Origin of the sequence: Clostridium sp. AM46-21, from assembly GCF_003480025.1 — a bacterium.
GTDB lineage: Bacteria > Bacillota > Clostridia > Lachnospirales > Lachnospiraceae > Coprococcus > Coprococcus ammoniilyticus.
On the sequence record NZ_QUIB01000001.1, the window covers coordinates 182,370 to 199,139 of the forward strand.

At 40.6% G+C, this 16,770-nt stretch carries 15 protein-coding genes; 14 read left to right on the forward strand and 1 reads right to left on the reverse strand.

Translation table 11 applies throughout. The annotated features are described in order from the left end of the window. The first annotated feature begins 1 nt into the window (after position 1). From DW959_RS00875 to mnmA, 8 genes are all read left to right on the forward strand, one after another. Positions 2 to 874 carry a 3-hydroxyacyl-CoA dehydrogenase NAD-binding domain-containing protein gene (locus DW959_RS00875; RefSeq protein WP_117822690.1) on the forward strand — a complete coding sequence of 291 codons (873 nt, stop codon included), beginning with the start codon at positions 2 to 4 and terminating at the stop codon, positions 872 to 874. Between the two features lie 36 nt (positions 875 to 910). Then, entirely contained in the window at positions 911 to 2,077 is a 1,167-nt protein-coding gene (locus tag DW959_RS00880; protein WP_008400712.1) for an acyl-CoA dehydrogenase, read from the forward strand. A gap of 16 nt (positions 2,078 to 2,093) precedes the next feature. Continuing rightward, positions 2,094 to 2,879 (forward strand): electron transfer flavoprotein subunit beta/FixA family protein, encoded by a 786-nt coding sequence (locus tag DW959_RS00885; protein WP_008400713.1) that lies wholly within the window; start codon positions 2,094 to 2,096, stop codon positions 2,877 to 2,879. A gap of 27 nt (positions 2,880 to 2,906) precedes the next feature. Next, positions 2,907 to 3,968, forward strand: coding sequence for an electron transfer flavoprotein subunit alpha/FixB family protein (locus DW959_RS00890; protein WP_118614962.1), 1,062 nt, complete (start codon positions 2,907 to 2,909; stop codon positions 3,966 to 3,968). A 244-nt stretch (positions 3,969 to 4,212) separates the two neighbouring features. Continuing rightward, on the forward strand, positions 4,213 to 5,736 hold the full coding sequence (locus tag DW959_RS00895; protein WP_118614965.1) for an MATE family efflux transporter: 1,524 nt from the start codon (positions 4,213 to 4,215) through the stop codon (positions 5,734 to 5,736). A gap of 130 nt (positions 5,737 to 5,866) precedes the next feature. Continuing rightward, the gene (gene nifS, locus DW959_RS00900) at positions 5,867 to 7,054 is read left to right on the forward strand and encodes a cysteine desulfurase NifS (protein WP_117807628.1); all 1,188 of its coding nucleotides are present in this window, start codon (positions 5,867 to 5,869) and stop codon (positions 7,052 to 7,054) included. A gap of 99 nt (positions 7,055 to 7,153) precedes the next feature. Further along, complete coding sequence (gene nifU, locus DW959_RS00905) at positions 7,154 to 7,594, forward strand: Fe-S cluster assembly scaffold protein NifU (protein ID WP_021943777.1); 441 nt, start codon at positions 7,154 to 7,156, stop codon at positions 7,592 to 7,594. Between the two features lie 75 nt (positions 7,595 to 7,669). Beyond that, positions 7,670 to 8,758, forward strand: coding sequence for a tRNA 2-thiouridine(34) synthase MnmA (gene mnmA / locus DW959_RS00910; RefSeq protein ID WP_021943778.1), 1,089 nt, complete (start codon positions 7,670 to 7,672; stop codon positions 8,756 to 8,758). Between the two features lie 102 nt (positions 8,759 to 8,860). Here mnmA and DW959_RS00915 read toward each other — a convergent pair whose 3' ends face one another. Continuing rightward, positions 8,861 to 9,676 (reverse strand): histidinol-phosphatase HisJ family protein, encoded by an 816-nt coding sequence (locus DW959_RS00915; protein ID WP_118614968.1) that lies wholly within the window; start codon positions 9,674 to 9,676, stop codon positions 8,861 to 8,863. A gap of 415 nt (positions 9,677 to 10,091) precedes the next feature. On the opposite strand from DW959_RS00915, the gene gap reads away from it, so the two are divergent. From gap to gpmI, 6 genes are all read left to right on the forward strand, one after another. Further along, the gene (gene gap, locus DW959_RS00920) at positions 10,092 to 11,129 is read left to right on the forward strand and encodes a type I glyceraldehyde-3-phosphate dehydrogenase (protein ID WP_021943780.1); all 1,038 of its coding nucleotides are present in this window, start codon (positions 10,092 to 10,094) and stop codon (positions 11,127 to 11,129) included. A 146-nt stretch (positions 11,130 to 11,275) separates the two neighbouring features. Beyond that, complete coding sequence (locus DW959_RS00925) at positions 11,276 to 12,487, forward strand: phosphoglycerate kinase (RefSeq protein ID WP_117807626.1); 1,212 nt, start codon at positions 11,276 to 11,278, stop codon at positions 12,485 to 12,487. Between the two features lie 78 nt (positions 12,488 to 12,565). Continuing rightward, the gene (gene tpiA / locus DW959_RS00930; RefSeq protein WP_021943782.1) at positions 12,566 to 13,318 is read left to right on the forward strand and encodes a triose-phosphate isomerase; all 753 of its coding nucleotides are present in this window, start codon (positions 12,566 to 12,568) and stop codon (positions 13,316 to 13,318) included. Positions 13,319 to 13,577: 259 nt separating this feature from the next. Further along, positions 13,578 to 14,351, forward strand: a complete 774-nt coding sequence (locus tag DW959_RS00935; protein ID WP_117807625.1) for an ABC transporter permease — start codon at positions 13,578 to 13,580, stop codon at positions 14,349 to 14,351. Positions 14,352 to 14,361: 10 nt separating this feature from the next. Beyond that, positions 14,362 to 15,195: an ABC transporter ATP-binding protein gene (locus DW959_RS00940; RefSeq protein WP_118614971.1), complete on the forward strand. Its 834-nt coding sequence runs from the start codon at positions 14,362 to 14,364 to the stop codon at positions 15,193 to 15,195. A gap of 17 nt (positions 15,196 to 15,212) precedes the next feature. Then, entirely contained in the window at positions 15,213 to 16,757 is a 1,545-nt protein-coding gene (gpmI, locus tag DW959_RS00945; protein ID WP_118614974.1) for a 2,3-bisphosphoglycerate-independent phosphoglycerate mutase, read from the forward strand. The last annotated feature ends 13 nt before the right edge of the window (positions 16,758 to 16,770 follow it).

Consider the following 16,770-nt stretch of genomic DNA (forward strand, 5'->3'; position numbering starts at 1 on the left):
AATGAAAGTTGGCGTTATTGGTGCAGGAACCATGGGTCAGGGAATTGCTAAGGCATTCGCTCAGGTTGATGGATATGAAGTAGCACTTTGCGACATTAAGCAGGAATGGGCTGAAGGCGGTAAGGACAAGATCGCTAAAGGTTATGCCAGACTTGTTGAAAAAGGAAAGATGACACAGGAGAAGGTTGATGGTATTCTTGCCAGCATCACTCCAGGTCTTAAGGAAGACTTATGCGCAGATTGTGACCTTATCGTAGAGGCTGCTTTCGAGAATATGGAAGTTAAGAAGACAACATTTTCTGAGCTTGACAAGATCTGTAAGCCAGAGTGTGTATTTGCATCAAATACATCTTCACTTTCCATCACTGAGATTGGAAATGGTCTTACCCGTCCTATGATCGGTATGCACTTCTTCAATCCAGCTGACAGAATGAAGCTTATCGAAGTTATCGCAGGTGTTAACACACCGGCAGAGACTGTTGATAAGATCGTTAAGATCTCAGAAGAGATCGGTAAGACACCTGTACAGGTAAATGAAGCTGCCGGATTTGTTGTAAACAGAATCCTGATCCCAATGATCAATGAAGCTGCATTTATCAAGATGGAAGGTGTGTCAGATATCGCTGGTATCGATTCAGCTATGAAACTTGGTGCAAATCATCCAATGGGACCTCTTGAATTAGGTGATTTCGTTGGTCTTGATATCTGTCTTGCTATTATGGATGTACTCTATAACGAGACAGGCGACAGCAAGTATCGTGCATGTCCATTACTTCGTAAGATGGTACGTGGCGGCAACCTTGGTGTTAAGAGTGGTAAGGGATTCTATGTATACAATGCTGACCGCACAAAGACACCAGTTGATGCTCAGTAATTGACTGATAAATATATTTATGGAGGAAGAAATAGAATGGATTTCGCTTTAGACAAGAAGTATGAAATGGCGCAGAACTTATTCAGAGAATTTGCGCAGAATGAAGTAAAGCCTCTTGCTCAGGAAATTGATGAAAATCACAGATTCCCTAGAGAGACAGTAGAGAAGATGGCAAAGTATGGTTTCTTAGGAATACCTGTTTCTAAGGAAGATGGTGGACAGGGTTGTGATCCTTTAACATATGTTATGTGTGTTGAGGAACTTTCAAAGGTTTGTGGTACTACTGGTGTTATTGTTTCCGCACATACATCTCTGTGTGTAGATCCAATCCAGACATACGGTACACCAGATCAGAAAGCTAAGTACCTCCCAGATCTTGCTTCCGGTAGAAAGCTTGGCGCATTTGGTCTTACAGAGCCGGGTGCTGGTACAGATGCACAGGGTCAGCAGACAAAGGCTGTTCTTGATGGTGATGAGTGGGTTCTTAACGGATCTAAGTGTTTCATTACAAATGGTAAAGAAGCAGATGTATATATTATCATTGCAGTTACAGGTACAATTGAAAAACGTGGTAGAAAGCAGAAAGAGATTTCAGCATTTATCGTAGAAAAAGGCACTCCGGGATTTACATTCGGAACAAAAGAAAACAAGATGGGTATCTGTGGTTCATCCACATATGAACTTATCTTCACAGATTGTCGTATTCCTAAGGATGCACTTCTCGGACAGAAGGGCAAGGGATTTGGTATTGCAATGCATACACTTGATGGTGGTCGTATTGGTATCGCAGCTCAGGCTCTTGGTATTGCTGAGGGTGCTCTTGATATCACAATCGACTATGTTAAGGAAAGAAAGCAGTTTGGTCGTTCAATCGCTCAGTTCCAGAATACTCAGTTTGTACTTGCTGATCTTGCAACAAAGGTTGAAGCAGCTAAGTTACTGGTATACAAGGCAGCTAAGAAGAAAGAGCAGTATCAGGCTGATCACAAGACTTCATACTCTGTAGAAGCTGCTATGGCTAAGCTGTATGCTGCAGAAGTAGCTATGGAAGTAACAACAAAGTGTGTACAGTTACACGGTGGTTATGGTTATATCAAAGAGTATGATGTAGAACGTATGATGCGTGATGCTAAGATTACAGAAATCTACGAAGGAACTTCAGAAGTTCAGCGTATGGTTATTTCTGCAAACTTATTAAAATAATTAGGAGGTACTTAACGTGAAGGTTATAGTTTGTATAAAGCAGGTACCTGATACAAAGGGTGGCGTTCAGTTTAACCCAGATGGTACATTAAACAGAGGAGCAATGCTTACAATCATGAACCCTGATGATAAGGCAGGTCTTGAAGCTGCACTTAGATTAAAGGATCAGTATGGAGCAGAAGTTACAGTTCTTACAATGGGTCTTCCAAAGGCTGCAGATGTTCTTCAGGAAGCAATCGCTATGGGCGCTGACAAGGGCGTTCTTGTAACAGATCGTGTTCTTGGTGGAGCTGATACATGGGCTACATCAACAACAATCGCAGGAGCACTCAGAAAGCTTGATTATGATCTTATTATTACAGGTCGTCAGGCTATCGATGGAGATACAGCTCAGGTTGGACCACAGATCGCTGAGCATCTTGGAATTCCAGTTATTTCATATGCACAGGAGATCAAGGTTGACGGAGATTCCGTAATCGTTAAGCGTCAGTATGATGATGGATATCATATGTTAAAGGCTAAGATGCCTTGCCTTGTAACAGCACTTTCAGAGTTAAATGAGCCTAGATACATGACTCCAGGTGGAATCTTCGATGCAGTTAATGCAGAGATCACAACACTTGGCAGAGCAGACCTTGTAGATGTTGATGATTCAAACCTTGGCCTGAAAGGTTCACCAACAAAGATTGCAAAGGCTTCCGATAAGGTAAGAAAGGGTGCAGGCGAGAAGGTTGTACCTGATTCTCCAGATGAAGCAGTTAGCTATATTGTTGGCAAGTTAAAAGATAAGCATGTAATCTAATATAGTAAAGGAAAAGTGGTGAATAAAATGGGCGCAATGAACGCAGAAGATATGAAGAACTACAAAGGCGTATTTGTCTTTGCACAGCAGGTAGATAATAAGTTAAGTGGTATTTCATTTGAATTGATCGGTGAAGGAAAGAGACTTGCAGATAAGCTTGATGAAAAGGTTACAGCAGTCCTGATCGGTTCCGACGTAAAGGGTCTTGTAGACGAACTTGCAGAGTACGGTGCAGACAGAGTTATCGTTGTTGATGATCCAGAATTAAAAGAATACAGAACTGAGCCATATGCACATGCACTTGCTTCAGTTATCAATGAGTACAAGCCAGAGATCGTTTTAGTTGGTGCTACGGCTATCGGTCGTGATCTTGGTCCTACAGTATCAGCAAGAGTAGCTACAGGTCTTACAGCAGACTGTACATTACTTGAAATCGGTGATTTCCCTCTTGTTGCACTTCCAAATCAGGAGCAGAAGCACAATCAGCTTCTTATGACACGTCCTGCATTCGGTGGTAACACAATCGCTACAATCGCATGTCCTGATAATCGTCCTCAGATGGCAACAGTACGTCCGGGCGTTATGCAGAAGCTTGACAGAGTAGCTGGCAAGAAGGCAGAAGTGATTGAGTACAATCCTGGATTTATTCCAAACAACAAGTATGTTGAGATCCTTGAAATCTCAAAGGCTGTTTCAGATATCAAAGATATCATGGACGCTAAGATCCTTGTTTCAGGTGGTCGTGGTGTTGGTTCAGCAGAGAACTTCAAGCTTCTTGATGATCTTGCAGAAGTACTTGGCGGACAGGTATCATGCTCACGTGCAGTTGTAGATTCAGGCTGGAAGCCAAAGGAGCTTCAGGTTGGTCAGACTGGTAAGACAGTTCGTCCACAGGTATACTTCGCAATTGGTATTTCAGGTGCGATCCAGCATGTAGCCGGTATGGAAGAGTCAGATATCATCATCGCTATCAACAAGGATGAGGATGCTCCTATCTTTGATGTAGCTGATTATGGTGTTGTTGGAGATCTGAACAAGATCGTTCCTGCTCTTACAGAAGCAATCAAGGCTGAGCTTGCTAACAAGTAATTCAGTTTATAATTGAAAATGAACATTTCGAACTGCCGGGTTTTATACCCGGCAGTTTGTGTGTAAATGAGCCGACAGGCGAGATGGGGCATGAAAGAACATGAGAATGTTCTTTCACGCACAAAAGGGTGTGCCTATTACATATTTTTCTGTTGAAACAATAAAAACAATGCTGTATGATAAATACTGTTGTGAAAAAGACAAATGACAGTTAGATAAAAGAAGAATAAGGTTGAATAGACAAATGAGTAAGTATGAAAAACAGGAAGAATTGAAACGAGAAGAATTAAGTCAGGAAGAGCAGCTGTTAAAAACAGAAGCTGACAACACAAAATTGACAGACGACAGTAAGGATGTAAAAATGACAGATGCGTGTGAAGAAAGCAGAATAGAAAATACTGCAAGAGAAAATAAGATGGGAACCATGCCGATGGGGAAGTTGTTGATTTCAGTATCACTTCCAATGGTAATTTCAATGTTAGTACAGGCACTTTATAATGTAGTCGACAGTGTATTTGTATCGCATTTTGATCAGGATGCACTGACGGCAGTATCGACGATATTTCCGTTACAGAATCTTATGATCGGAGTGACCTCCGGTCTCGGTGTCGGTTTTAATGCATTGATCTCCAAATCCCTTGGTGAAAAAAATCAGAAAAAAGCAAATGATGCAGCCAGGCAGGGAATCTTTCTGGAACTTATTGGATTTGCAATTTTCTTATTGATCGGTTTATTTGGTATCGAAGCATTTATGAAGAGTCAGACGGATGTTGCAAAGATCATTGATTATGGAGTAGATTATGGACGTATCTGCTGTATCTGTTCCTTTGGTATCTTTGCACAGATGACATTTGAACGTATGTTACAGTCGACAGGTCGGACGCTTTACACAATGAAGACACAGGCACTTGGAGCTATTATCAATATTATACTTGATCCGATTATGATCTTTGGATATTTTGGACTTCCGGCAATGGGTGCTGCAGGTGCGGCAATAGCAACGGTTATCGGACAGTGTATTGCGGCATTACTTGCAATCTATTATAATCTGAAAAAAAATCCGGATATCCAGTTATCATTTAAAAGCTTTCGGCCGGAGGGAGATGTGATCGGCAGAATTTTGTCCATTGCTGTTCCTTCAATCGCGATGGTTGCGGTAGGTTCAGTTATGACATATGGATTTAATCGTATTTTATTTACATTTACACCGATCGCAGTTTCAGTGTTTGGTATTTTTTATAAAGTACAGAGTATGGCATTTATGCCGGTATTTGGTCTGAATAATGGTATGATCCCTATCGTATCATATAATTACGGAGCAAAACAACCGGATCGAATGCTCAAAGCTGTTAAATATACAATGATGGCTGCAATCTGTTTCATGCTTTTGTGTCTGACTGCGATGCAGGTAATTCCGGGATTGATCCTTAAGGTATTCGATGCACAGGAGGACATGATGGCGATCGGTATTCCGGCACTTCGTACGATGAGTATTTCATTCCTGTTTGCAGGAATCTGTATTGTATGCTCCGGTATGTTCCAGGCACTTGGTAAAGGTGTGTACAGTCTGATCGTATCCCTTGCCAGACAGTTGATCGTTCTGCTTCCGGTTGCTTATGCATTTGCAAAATTAACCCAGAATCTGGAACTGGTATGGTTGTCCTTCCCGATTGCGGAGGTTGTCAGTGTTATTCTTTCGATCGCTATGGCGTTACAGACAAAAAAGAAAATTATCGATCCTTTAAAGAATTCTGTGAAAACAGTATAGGAATAAGCAGAACATTTGTCATAAAATGGCATATTCTATAAAATAGCAGAATGTTTCATAAAGGATCAATAGAAAACGACGGTTCGGGATATAGCTATGGTACATAAAGAATCAGAAAGAAGGAAATGAAATGAGTGATTTGATCTATCTCGATCATGCAGCAACGACGGCAGTTCATCCGGACGTTTTAAAAGAAATGCTGCCATATTTTACCGATAAATTCGGAAATCCATCCAGTGTTTATGGATTTGCGGCAAATAATAAAAATAAACTGACAGAGGCAAGAGAGACGATAGCCGGAGCACTTGGTGCAAAGTCGGAAGAGATTTATTTTACAGCCGGTGGTTCTGAGTCTGATAACTGGGCATTAAAATGTACGGCAGAAGCCTATGGAGTACATGGGGGACATATCATTACAACAAAAATCGAGCATCATGCTATCCTGCATACCTGCAAGTATCTGCAGAATAGAGGGTATGATGTAACTTATCTGGATGTAGATGAAAATGGATTGGTTGATCTGAATACACTTGAGGCGGCCATCCGGCCGGATACTTTTTTGATCTCGATCATGTTTGCAAATAATGAGATTGGAACGATTGAACCAATAAAAGAGATTGGAGAGATCGCACACAGACACGGTATTTTGTTTCATACGGATGCAGTTCAGGCATTTGGACAGATCCCGATTCACGTAGATGAAATGAACATTGATATGTTAAGTGCGAGCGGACATAAGTTTAACGGGCCAAAGGGAATTGGTTTTTTATATATCAAAAAAGGTTTAAAGTTAAAGAGCTTTATTCATGGTGGCCAGCAGGAGCGAGGACGCAGAGCCGGTACAGAAAATGTACCGGGAATCGTAGGTATTGCAAAAGCGTGTGAGATCGCAATGGCAGAAATGGAAGAACGGATGAAAAAGGAGACGGAGCTCAGAGATTATCTGATCGAACGGATATTGAAGGAGATCCCGTATACCAGACTGAATGGACATTCAAAGAAACGACTGCCAAATAATGTCAATATCAGCTTTCAGTTCGTGGAGGGAGAATCCATTCTGATCATGCTTGATATGGCGGGTATCTGTGCATCCAGCGGCTCTGCCTGCACATCGGGTTCGGTTGATCCTTCTCATGTGCTGCTTGCGATCGGACTTCCGCATGAGATCGCACATGGTTCACTGAGACTAACCATTGGATATGAGAATACGAAAGAAGAAATGGATACGGTTGTCGATAATCTGAAACGGATCATTACAAATCTACGTAATATGTCACCATTATATGAGGATTATGTCAAGAAAAATCATATACAGTAAGATTGTTAAAAATGAAAGATCAGATTCGGTCGGAGTGAATATTAGAATGCAATTGTGAAATGTGTGAGATAAAACTCCCAAAATGTGAAGGAGAATGATATGTACAGTGATAAAGTGATCGATCATTTCCAGAATCCAAGAAATGTCGGCGAGATTGAGGATGCCTCCGGTGTCGGTACGGTTGGAAATGCTAAATGCGGGGATATGATGCGGTTGTATCTGAAAATTAATGAGGAGCAGGTGATCATAGACTGCAAATTTAAGACCTATGGATGTGGAGCTGCAGTAGCATCCAGTTCCATGGCAACGGAGATGATTAAAGGAAAAACAGTTGCCGAGGCAATGAAGCTTACAAATAAAGCGGTTATGGAAGCATTGGATGGACTTCCGCCGGAAAAAGAACATTGTTCTTTGCTTGCAGAAGAAACACTGCATGCAGCTTTGTGGGACTATGCAGAAAAGCATGGAATCAAGATTCAGGGACTTGTAAGGCCGGTACAGGATATTGAAGACCGGATGGTGAGAGAACTGGAAGATTAAACAGTATTTGGATACTTGACAGCCGGAGAAATCCGGTTCTATACTGCAAGCAGAAATTGCTGGAAGGAAGATAAGATGGATAAAAAGACAGTATGTGTCGGTATGTCAGGAGGCGTGGATTCTTCTGTAGCCGCATATCTTTTAAAAGAACAGGGATATAACGTGATCGGTGTGACCATGCAGATCTGGCAGGATGAGGATGCAGATCAGATCAGTGAGCATGGCGGTTGCTGTGGCTTGTCGGCGGTAGATGATGCGAGAAGAGTAGCTGCACAGCTTGAGATTCCTTATTATGTAATGAACTTTAAAGAAGATTTCCGAAAATACGTCATTGACTATTTTGTAGATGAGTACCGGAACGGAAGAACTCCGAATCCATGTATCGCATGTAATCGGTATGTAAAATGGGAGTCGCTGTTAAGGAGGTCGTTAAGTATCGGTGGAGACTACATTGCTACCGGACACTATGCAAGAGTGGAACAGCTTCCAAATGGCAGATATACCTTACGCGTGGCAAAAGGAATCGAGAAGGATCAGACCTATGCACTTTATAATCTGACACAGGATCAGTTATCAAAGACGTTGATGCCGGTTGGAGAATATAATAAGACACAGATCCGGCAGATTGCCGCAGATATCGGTATCCAGGTAGCAAATAAACCGGACAGTCAGGATATCTGTTTTGTACTGGATGGTGATTATGCCGGATATCTGGAACGGGAAGAGGGCTTAAAGGCAGTACCGGGAAATTTTGTAGATATGAATGGAAAAGTCCTTGGTACACATAAAGGTATAATTCATTATACGATCGGACAACGGAAGGGACTTGGACTTGCGATGGGACACCCGGTATTTGTTGTGGATATTATCCCGGAGACAAATGAAGTGGTGATCGGAGAAAATGCAGATACATTTTCAAAAGAGCTGATTGCAGATAAAACGAACTTTATGTCTGTCGAGCATCCGGAAGATGGTATGCAGGTGATCGGAAAGATCCGGTATGCACATAAGGGTGTGCCATGCAGAATTTATATGTTGGATGATGCCAGGGTTCGTGTTGTATTTGACGAACCGGTCCGGGCAGCGACCAAAGGACAGGCGGTTGTTTTTTACGAAAATGACTATATCGTCGGAGGCGGCACAATAAAAGAGATCATACGATAGGAATAAAAATGACGCTGGTGTGGATGCTATTATTTAAAAAAATATTATTGTTCTGCCACATACTCACCTATTATTACGCAAGACACTTCCATTCTAGTCCTCTTATAATTTATGAAATACAGGCTTCATCTGTTCAAAGGTGCAGTAATAGCGGAAGCCTGTGGCGGTCAGGATGTCTCTGGCATAGGTTTCAAAGTCATAGCCGATGTATTTTGGAATATGTGCATCGCTTCCGACAGTGATGATCTCACCACCTAACTCCTTGTAGAGTTTAAGAATAGACGGATGAGGATGCGCATAAGTCATGTTTTTATACAGGCTTCCGGTATTGATCTCGATGCCCTTCCCATGTTCGATGATTGTTTTCAGAATTGCTTCAAAGACATCTGCATAATCAGAAAAGCGGAAGGCTGCTTCGCCGGATGGACAATAACGGACGGCATAGTCCAGATGACCGTATATGGAATAATTATCAAAGGTTTGCACATTTGCAAGAATGGATTCAAAATATTCCAGCAGTGCTTCTTTTTCCGAACGTCCTTCATAGTAAGCGGGATAGTAGGGATCCTTGCCATATACAAGATGAGAAGAACCTATAATAAAGTCAAAATCATGATATTTATCTGTGTAGGCAATGATCTTGTCTGCGATATGAGACATCAGGCCGAGTTCGACACCGAGGCGGACCGTAAGTTTATCCTTGTACTGTTTCTGCAACTTTCTTACAGCAGAAATATACCGGTCTGTATCTAACAGAAAGGTATGACCTTCCTCGTCTTTTGGATAATCAATATCATGATGATCTGTAATACAGATCTCAGACATGCCGAGGTGCAGTGCCTGTTCAACAATATCTGTAAGTTCTGTTTCAGAATCATCGGAAAATTCGGAATGTAAATGATGATCGCAAAGCTTCATATGTAAAAACCTCCTGTTAGATGTTAACATTGTGAAAATTGATATTATTATAGCACGTCAGGAAATAAAACACACCTGCAGGAACGGAAAAAATAGTGAATAAAAACAGAAGATAAGAAAAATCTTACAAAAGAAGTATATATCGGCAACACAAGAATCATGTGTGAAATATTTCGAAAAAAGGGTTAAATGGTTGAAATAAATATGAAAATATCATAAAAAGTTGATTCTTTGTACATTTTGCAATATAGTGTTTGTTTATTTTTGCGTGAATTGGACAATTTTTTTTTGAGAAAGACTTGAAATTTACACACAAATTAGGTATGATTTTGTTGTGTGAATAGCACGATTAATTACTGCGCTTTGCAGTATATTATAAATACTTTTATTATTCAAAACTTAGGAGGAATAAAAAATGGCAGTAAAAGTAGCAATCAATGGTTTTGGACGTATTGGTCGTCTCGCATTCAGACAGATGTTCGGAGCAGAAGGATATGAAGTTGTTGCAATCAACGATTTAACAAAGCCTTCAATGCTTGCAGATCTTCTCAAGTACGATACAGCACAGGGTGGTTACTGTGGTAAGATTGGTGAGAACCTTCATACAGTTTCAGCTGATGATGAGGCTAACACAATCACAGTTGATGGTAAGACACTTACAATCTACAAGGAAGCAGATGCAAACAATCTTCCTTGGGGTAAGATTGGTGTTGATGTAGTTCTTGAGTGTACTGGTTTCTACTGCTCAAAGGAAAAGTCAATGGCTCATATCAATGCAGGTGCTAAGAAGGTTGTTATCTCAGCTCCAGCAGGAAATGATCTTAAGACTATCGTATTCTCAGTTAACCAGGATACATTAACAGCAGAGGATCAGATTATCTCAGCTGCTTCATGTACAACAAACTGTCTTGCACCAATGGCTAAAGCTCTTAATGATTATGCTCCAATCCAGTCAGGTATCATGTCAACAATCCACGCTTACACAGGCGATCAGATGATTCTTGACGGACCACACAGAAAGGGAGACTTAAGAAGAGCAAGAGCAGGTGCTGCTAATATCGTTCCTAACTCAACAGGTGCTGCTAAGGCTATCGGTCTTGTTATCCCAGAGTTAAATGGTAAGTTAATCGGATCAGCTCAGAGAGTTCCAGTTCCAACAGGTTCAACAACAATCCTTACAGCAGTTGTTAAGGGTGCTGACGTAACAGTTGATGGAATCAACGCTGCAATGAAGGCTGCTGCATCAGAGTCATTCGGTTACAACACAGATCCTATCGTTTCATCAGATGTAATCGGTATGAGATATGGTTCATTATTTGATTCAACTCAGACAATGGTATCAAAGATTGCTGATGACTTATATGAGGTTCAGGTTGTATCATGGTATGATAATGAGAACTCATACACAAGCCAGATGGTTAGAACAATTAAGTACTTCGCAGAGTTAGCATAATTGACTGACAAATTGTAGTAATTAATTTGACCTTACAAGGGGTCCGGTCTTCATGGACCGGGCCCTATATTTCTTTTACAGAGATGTATTTGCGTTCTGTAACAAATATGAAGATAAAAGTATAAAAATCAGGAGGTTTAATAGTAATGTCATTAAACAAAAAATCAGTAGATGATATTAATGTAAAGGGACAGCGTGTCCTTTGCAGATGCGACTTTAATGTACCATTAAAGGAAGGTAAGATCACAGACGAGAACCGTCTTGTAGCAGCACTTCCTACAATCAAGAAATTAATTGCTGATGGTGGAAAGGTTATTCTTTGCTCACACCTTGGCAAGGTTAAGACAGAAGAAGATAAGAAGACAAAGACTCTTGCACCGGTTGCGGTAAGACTTTCAGAGCTTCTTGGACAGGAAGTTAAGTTTGTTGCTGAGCCTGAAGTTGTTGGACCAAAGGTAAGAGAAGCTGTAGCAGCTATGAAAGATGGCGAAGTTATCTTACTTGAGAACACACGTTTCAGACCGGAAGAGACAAAGAACGGTGAAGCATTCTCTAAGGATCTTGCTTCTATCTGTGATGTATTTGTAAATGATGCATTTGGTACAGCTCACAGAGCTCACTGCTCAAATGTAGGTGTTGCAGGTCTTGTTGATACAGCGGTTGTTGGATACTTAATGCAGAAGGAGATCGACTTCCTTGGAAATGCAGTAGAGAATCCGGTAAGACCATTCGTAGCTATCCTTGGTGGAGCAAAAGTTGCAGACAAGTTAAATGTTATCTCTAACTTACTTGAGAAGTGCGATACACTGATCATCGGTGGTGGTATGGCGTATACATTCTTAAAGGCAAAGGGATATGAGATCGGTAAGTCATTAGTTGACGAATCTAAGATCGACTACTGTAAGGAAATGATGGAAAAGGCTGAGAAACTTGGTAAGAAGTTATTACTTCCGGTTGATTCCGTTATGATCGACGATTTCCCTAATCCAATCGATGCTCCGGTTGAAACAGAGATCTTTGATGCAGACAAGATGTCAGCAGACAAAGAGGGCTGTGATATCGGACCTAAGACAATCGAATTATATGCAGATGCTGTTAAGACAGCTAAGACAGTTGTATGGAATGGACCTATGGGTGTATTCGAGAATCCTACACTTGCTGCTGGTACAAAGGCTGTAGCTGCTGCTCTTGCTGAGACAGATGCTACAACTATCATCGGTGGTGGTGATTCTGCTGCTGCTGTTAACCAGTTAGGATATGGTTCTAAGATGAGCCACATCTCAACAGGTGGTGGAGCTTCCCTTGAATTCTTAGAGGGTAAGGAACTTCCAGGTGTTGCTGCTGCAAACGACAAATAAATTATGTACATGCTCCATCTGGATCGGATGGAAGAATATACAGATAATGAAAATAATATTTTCAAGGAGATAAAAGACATGTCAAGAAAGAAAATCATCGCTGGTAACTGGAAGATGAACATGACTCCAAGCCAGGCTGTAAAATTATGTGAAGAGTTAAAGCCATTAGTTGCAAATGATGACGTAGATGTTGTATACTGCGTACCTGCAATTGATATTGTACCTGTAGTAGAAGCTGTTAAAGGCACAAATGTAGAAGTTGGTGCTGAGAACATGTACTTCGAAGAAAAGGGTGCATACACAGGTGAGATATCAGCAGAAATGTTAGTTGACGCCGGTGTTAAGTATGTCATCATCGGACATTCAGAGCGTCGTGACTACTTCAAAGAGTGTGACTGTCTCTTAAATAAGAAAGTTAAGAAGGCATTTGAAGCAGGTCTTACACCTATCCTTTGCTGTGGTGAGTCATTAGAGCAGAGAGAAATGGGTATCACACTTGACTTCATCCGTCTTCAGATCAAGAGTGATCTGAAAGATATCACAGCAGATCAGGTTAAGAACATGGTAATCGCCTATGAGCCAATCTGGGCTATCGGAACAGGCAAGACTGCTACATCCGATCAGGCACAGGAAGTATGTAAGGCAATCCGTGACTGCATCGCTGAAGTATATGATACAGACACAGCAGAAGCTGTAAGAATCCAGTATGGTGGATCTATGAACGCTGGTAATGCAGCAGAGCTTCTTGCAAAGCCTGACATTGATGGTGGACTTGTAGGTGGTGCTTCACTGAAGGCTGACTTTGGAAAGATCGTAAACTACAATAAGTAATTTTAATGCCGGATTTCATATTGAATCTGTAAAATCAGGAAAATGATCTGGTAAAAAAGATACCGTGAGGGATCGGGTGGCCAATAATATGACTGCCTGGTGTCCGCGGTATTTTTTGTTATTCTATTATTCATACGAAATGAATAGATTTGTGGGATTTTTTTGTACATTTACGAAAAGTATACTTCGTTGACGATTATGTATAACTGTGATATAATTCAAACGATTTTTGAACAAATACGCAGAAAAGGAATTGACTATGGAATATTTAAAGACATTCTGGAGCAGAAGATATCTGCTTGAGGAACTGGTAAAAAAAGGTATTAAGTTAAAGTACAGGCGTTCATATCTTGGAATCTTATGGTCTTTGCTGGAGCCTATTTTGACAACGATCGTATTGACGATCGTATTTGGAACGTTATTTGATAACAGCAATAAAACCTTCCCGGTTTATATTTTGAGCGGTCGTCTGTTATATTCATTTTTCAGCAGCGGAACAAAAGCCTGTGCAAAATCGATACGGTCAAATGCAGGTATGATCAAGAAAGTATATGTTCCGAAGTATCTGTATCCGATGTCTTCCGTATTATTTAACTATATTATATTTTTGATTTCGCTGATTGTTATGATCCCATTGATGGTATTTTGTCATGTGAAGCCAACCTGGTCATTATTACTGGTTATCCTTCCGCTTATTCTGCTTCTGATGATTACATTTGGAGTAGGCATGGTACTTGCGACGGTTACGGTATTCTTCCGTGATATGGAATATTTGTGGGATGTTGTATTGATGATCATTATGTATACATGTGCGATTTTCTATTATCCACAGAGATTATTAAAGAGTGGATTTAGCTGGCTGTTAAAATATAATCCGTTATATTGCGTCATCCATAATTTTAGAGCATGTTTTCTGGGTGATCCGTTAAACTGGAATTATATGTTATATGCGTTCGTTTTCTCTGTTTTTGCAATCTTGATCGGAACGTATACATTCTATAAGAAACAGGACGAATTTATTCTTCATATTTAAGGAGACAGACATGGGCAATGAAGCATTGATCGTTGATGATGTAAGCATGAAGTTCAACCTGAGCAGTGAAAAGGTTGACAATATTAAAGAGTATATAATTAAATCAATAAAACGACAGATCAGTTATGATGAATTCTGGTCATTAAAGCATGTCAGCTTTTCATTGGACAAGGGTGACAGGCTGGGAATCCTCGGCTTAAATGGTGCAGGAAAGAGTACCCTTTTAAAGGTTATTTCCGGTGTATATAAGCCAACAGAAGGACATGTGATCAAGCATGGAAAGGTTGTTCCGTTGCTGGAATTAGGAGCAGGCTTTGACGCACAGTATACTGGAAAGGAAAATATTTTTTTGTATGGTACAGTGCTTGGATATTCCAAGAGTTATCTGGAAGAAAAGTATGATGAAATCGTTGAGTTTTCGGAGCTTGGTCGTTTTATTGATGTCCCAATCAAGAATTATTCATCTGGTATGAAATCAAAATTGGGATTTTCAATTGCAACGATTGCAAATCCGGATATTCTGATTCTGGATGAAGTATTATCCGTGGGTGATGCCAGATTTAAGAAGAAGAGTGAAGCGAAGATCATGCAGCTTATGGAAGGCGGAACAACAGTATTATTTGTTTCGCATTCTCTGGAACAGGTACGACGGATCTGTAATAAAGCAATGATCCTGGATCATGGAACATTGAAATCCATTGGCGATATTGATACAATATCAGAGGAATATACGAAAATGATCGCGATTCCTGCTAAGCCAAAGAAGAAAAAAGCAGATGCTGGAAAAAAGGCTTCTGAAAAAAAGGCAGATGAGGAAAAGGCTGCTGATAAGAAAGAAAAATAATTAAAAGGAGAAAAATAATGAGTAAAAAACCTGTAGTTTTAATGGTACTTGATGGTTATGGAATTAGTGACAAGACAGAAGGCAATGCAATCGCACTGGCAAATACACCTGTTATGGATCAGCTTAAGGCTGAATATCCTTATGTAAAGGGTGCTGCTTCCGGTCTTGCAGTTGGACTTCCGGACGGACAGATGGGTAACTCAGAAGTTGGTCATATGAATATCGGTGCAGGAAGAATTATATATCAGGAATTAACAAGAATTACAAAGTCCATTCAGGATGGCGATTTCTTTGAGAATGCAGAGATGTTAGAAGCAATCGAGAACTGTAAGAAGAACAATTCCGATCTTCATGTATGGGGACTATTATCCAGTGGTGGTGTACACAGCCATAATACACATCTGTATGCAATTCTTGAGTTATGTAAGAAACATAATTTTGAAAATGTATATGTTCATCCATTCTTCGATGGCAGAGATACAGCTCCAGCATCAGGAAAGGGCTTCTTAGAGGAACTGATCGCGGAGATGAAGAAGATTGGTGTAGGTAAGGTTGCATCCCTTTCCGGTCGTTATTATGCTATGGATCGTGATAACAGATGGGATCGTGTTGAACTTGCATATAAGTCACTTGTAACAGGTGAGGGTGTACAGGCAGAAGATCCTGTTGCTGCAGTACAGGCATCTTATGACAAGGAAGTATATGATGAGTTTATCCTTCCTACCGTTATTACAGAGAATGGTAAGCCGGTATCACTTGTAAAGCCAAATGATTCCGTTATTTTCTTTAACTTCAGACCAGACAGAGCAAGAGAGATCACCAGAGCATTCTGCTGTGACGATTTTGACGGATTCAACAGACCAGACGGAAGATTTCCATTGGTATATGTATGCTTCAAAGATTATGATGAGTCTATACCAAACAAGATCGTTGCATTCAAGAAAGAAGAAATCGACAATACATTTGGTGAGTACCTTGCAGCGAATGGTAAGACACAGGTTCGTATTGCAGAGACAGAGAAGTATGCACATGTTACGTTCTTCTTTAATGGAGGCGTAGAAGAACCAAATAAGAACGAAGACAGAATCCTTGTTAAGTCCCCTGCGGTTGCGACATATGATCTTCAGCCTGAAATGAGTGCTCCGGAAGTATGTGAGAAGCTGGTAGATGCTATCGGTTCTGATAAATACGATGTGATCATTATTAACTTTGCAAATCCTGATATGGTAGGTCATACAGGCGTGATCCCTGCAGCGATCAAGGCAGTTGAGACTGTTGATGCCTGCGTAGGAAAGGCAGTAGAGGCAGTTAAGAAGGCAGATGGTGTATTATTTATCTGTGCAGACCACGGTAATGCTGAGCAGATGATCAATTATGAAACTGGTGAACCACATACAGCCCACACAACAAATCCGGTACCATTCGTACTTGTAAATTATGATGAGGGCTATGGTTTAAGAGAAGGTGGATGTCTTGCAGATATCGCTCCAACACTTCTTGAGATCATGGAACTTCCACAGCCTAAGGAAATGACAGGTAAATCACTTCTTATCAAGAAATAATGAAAAAAGGACA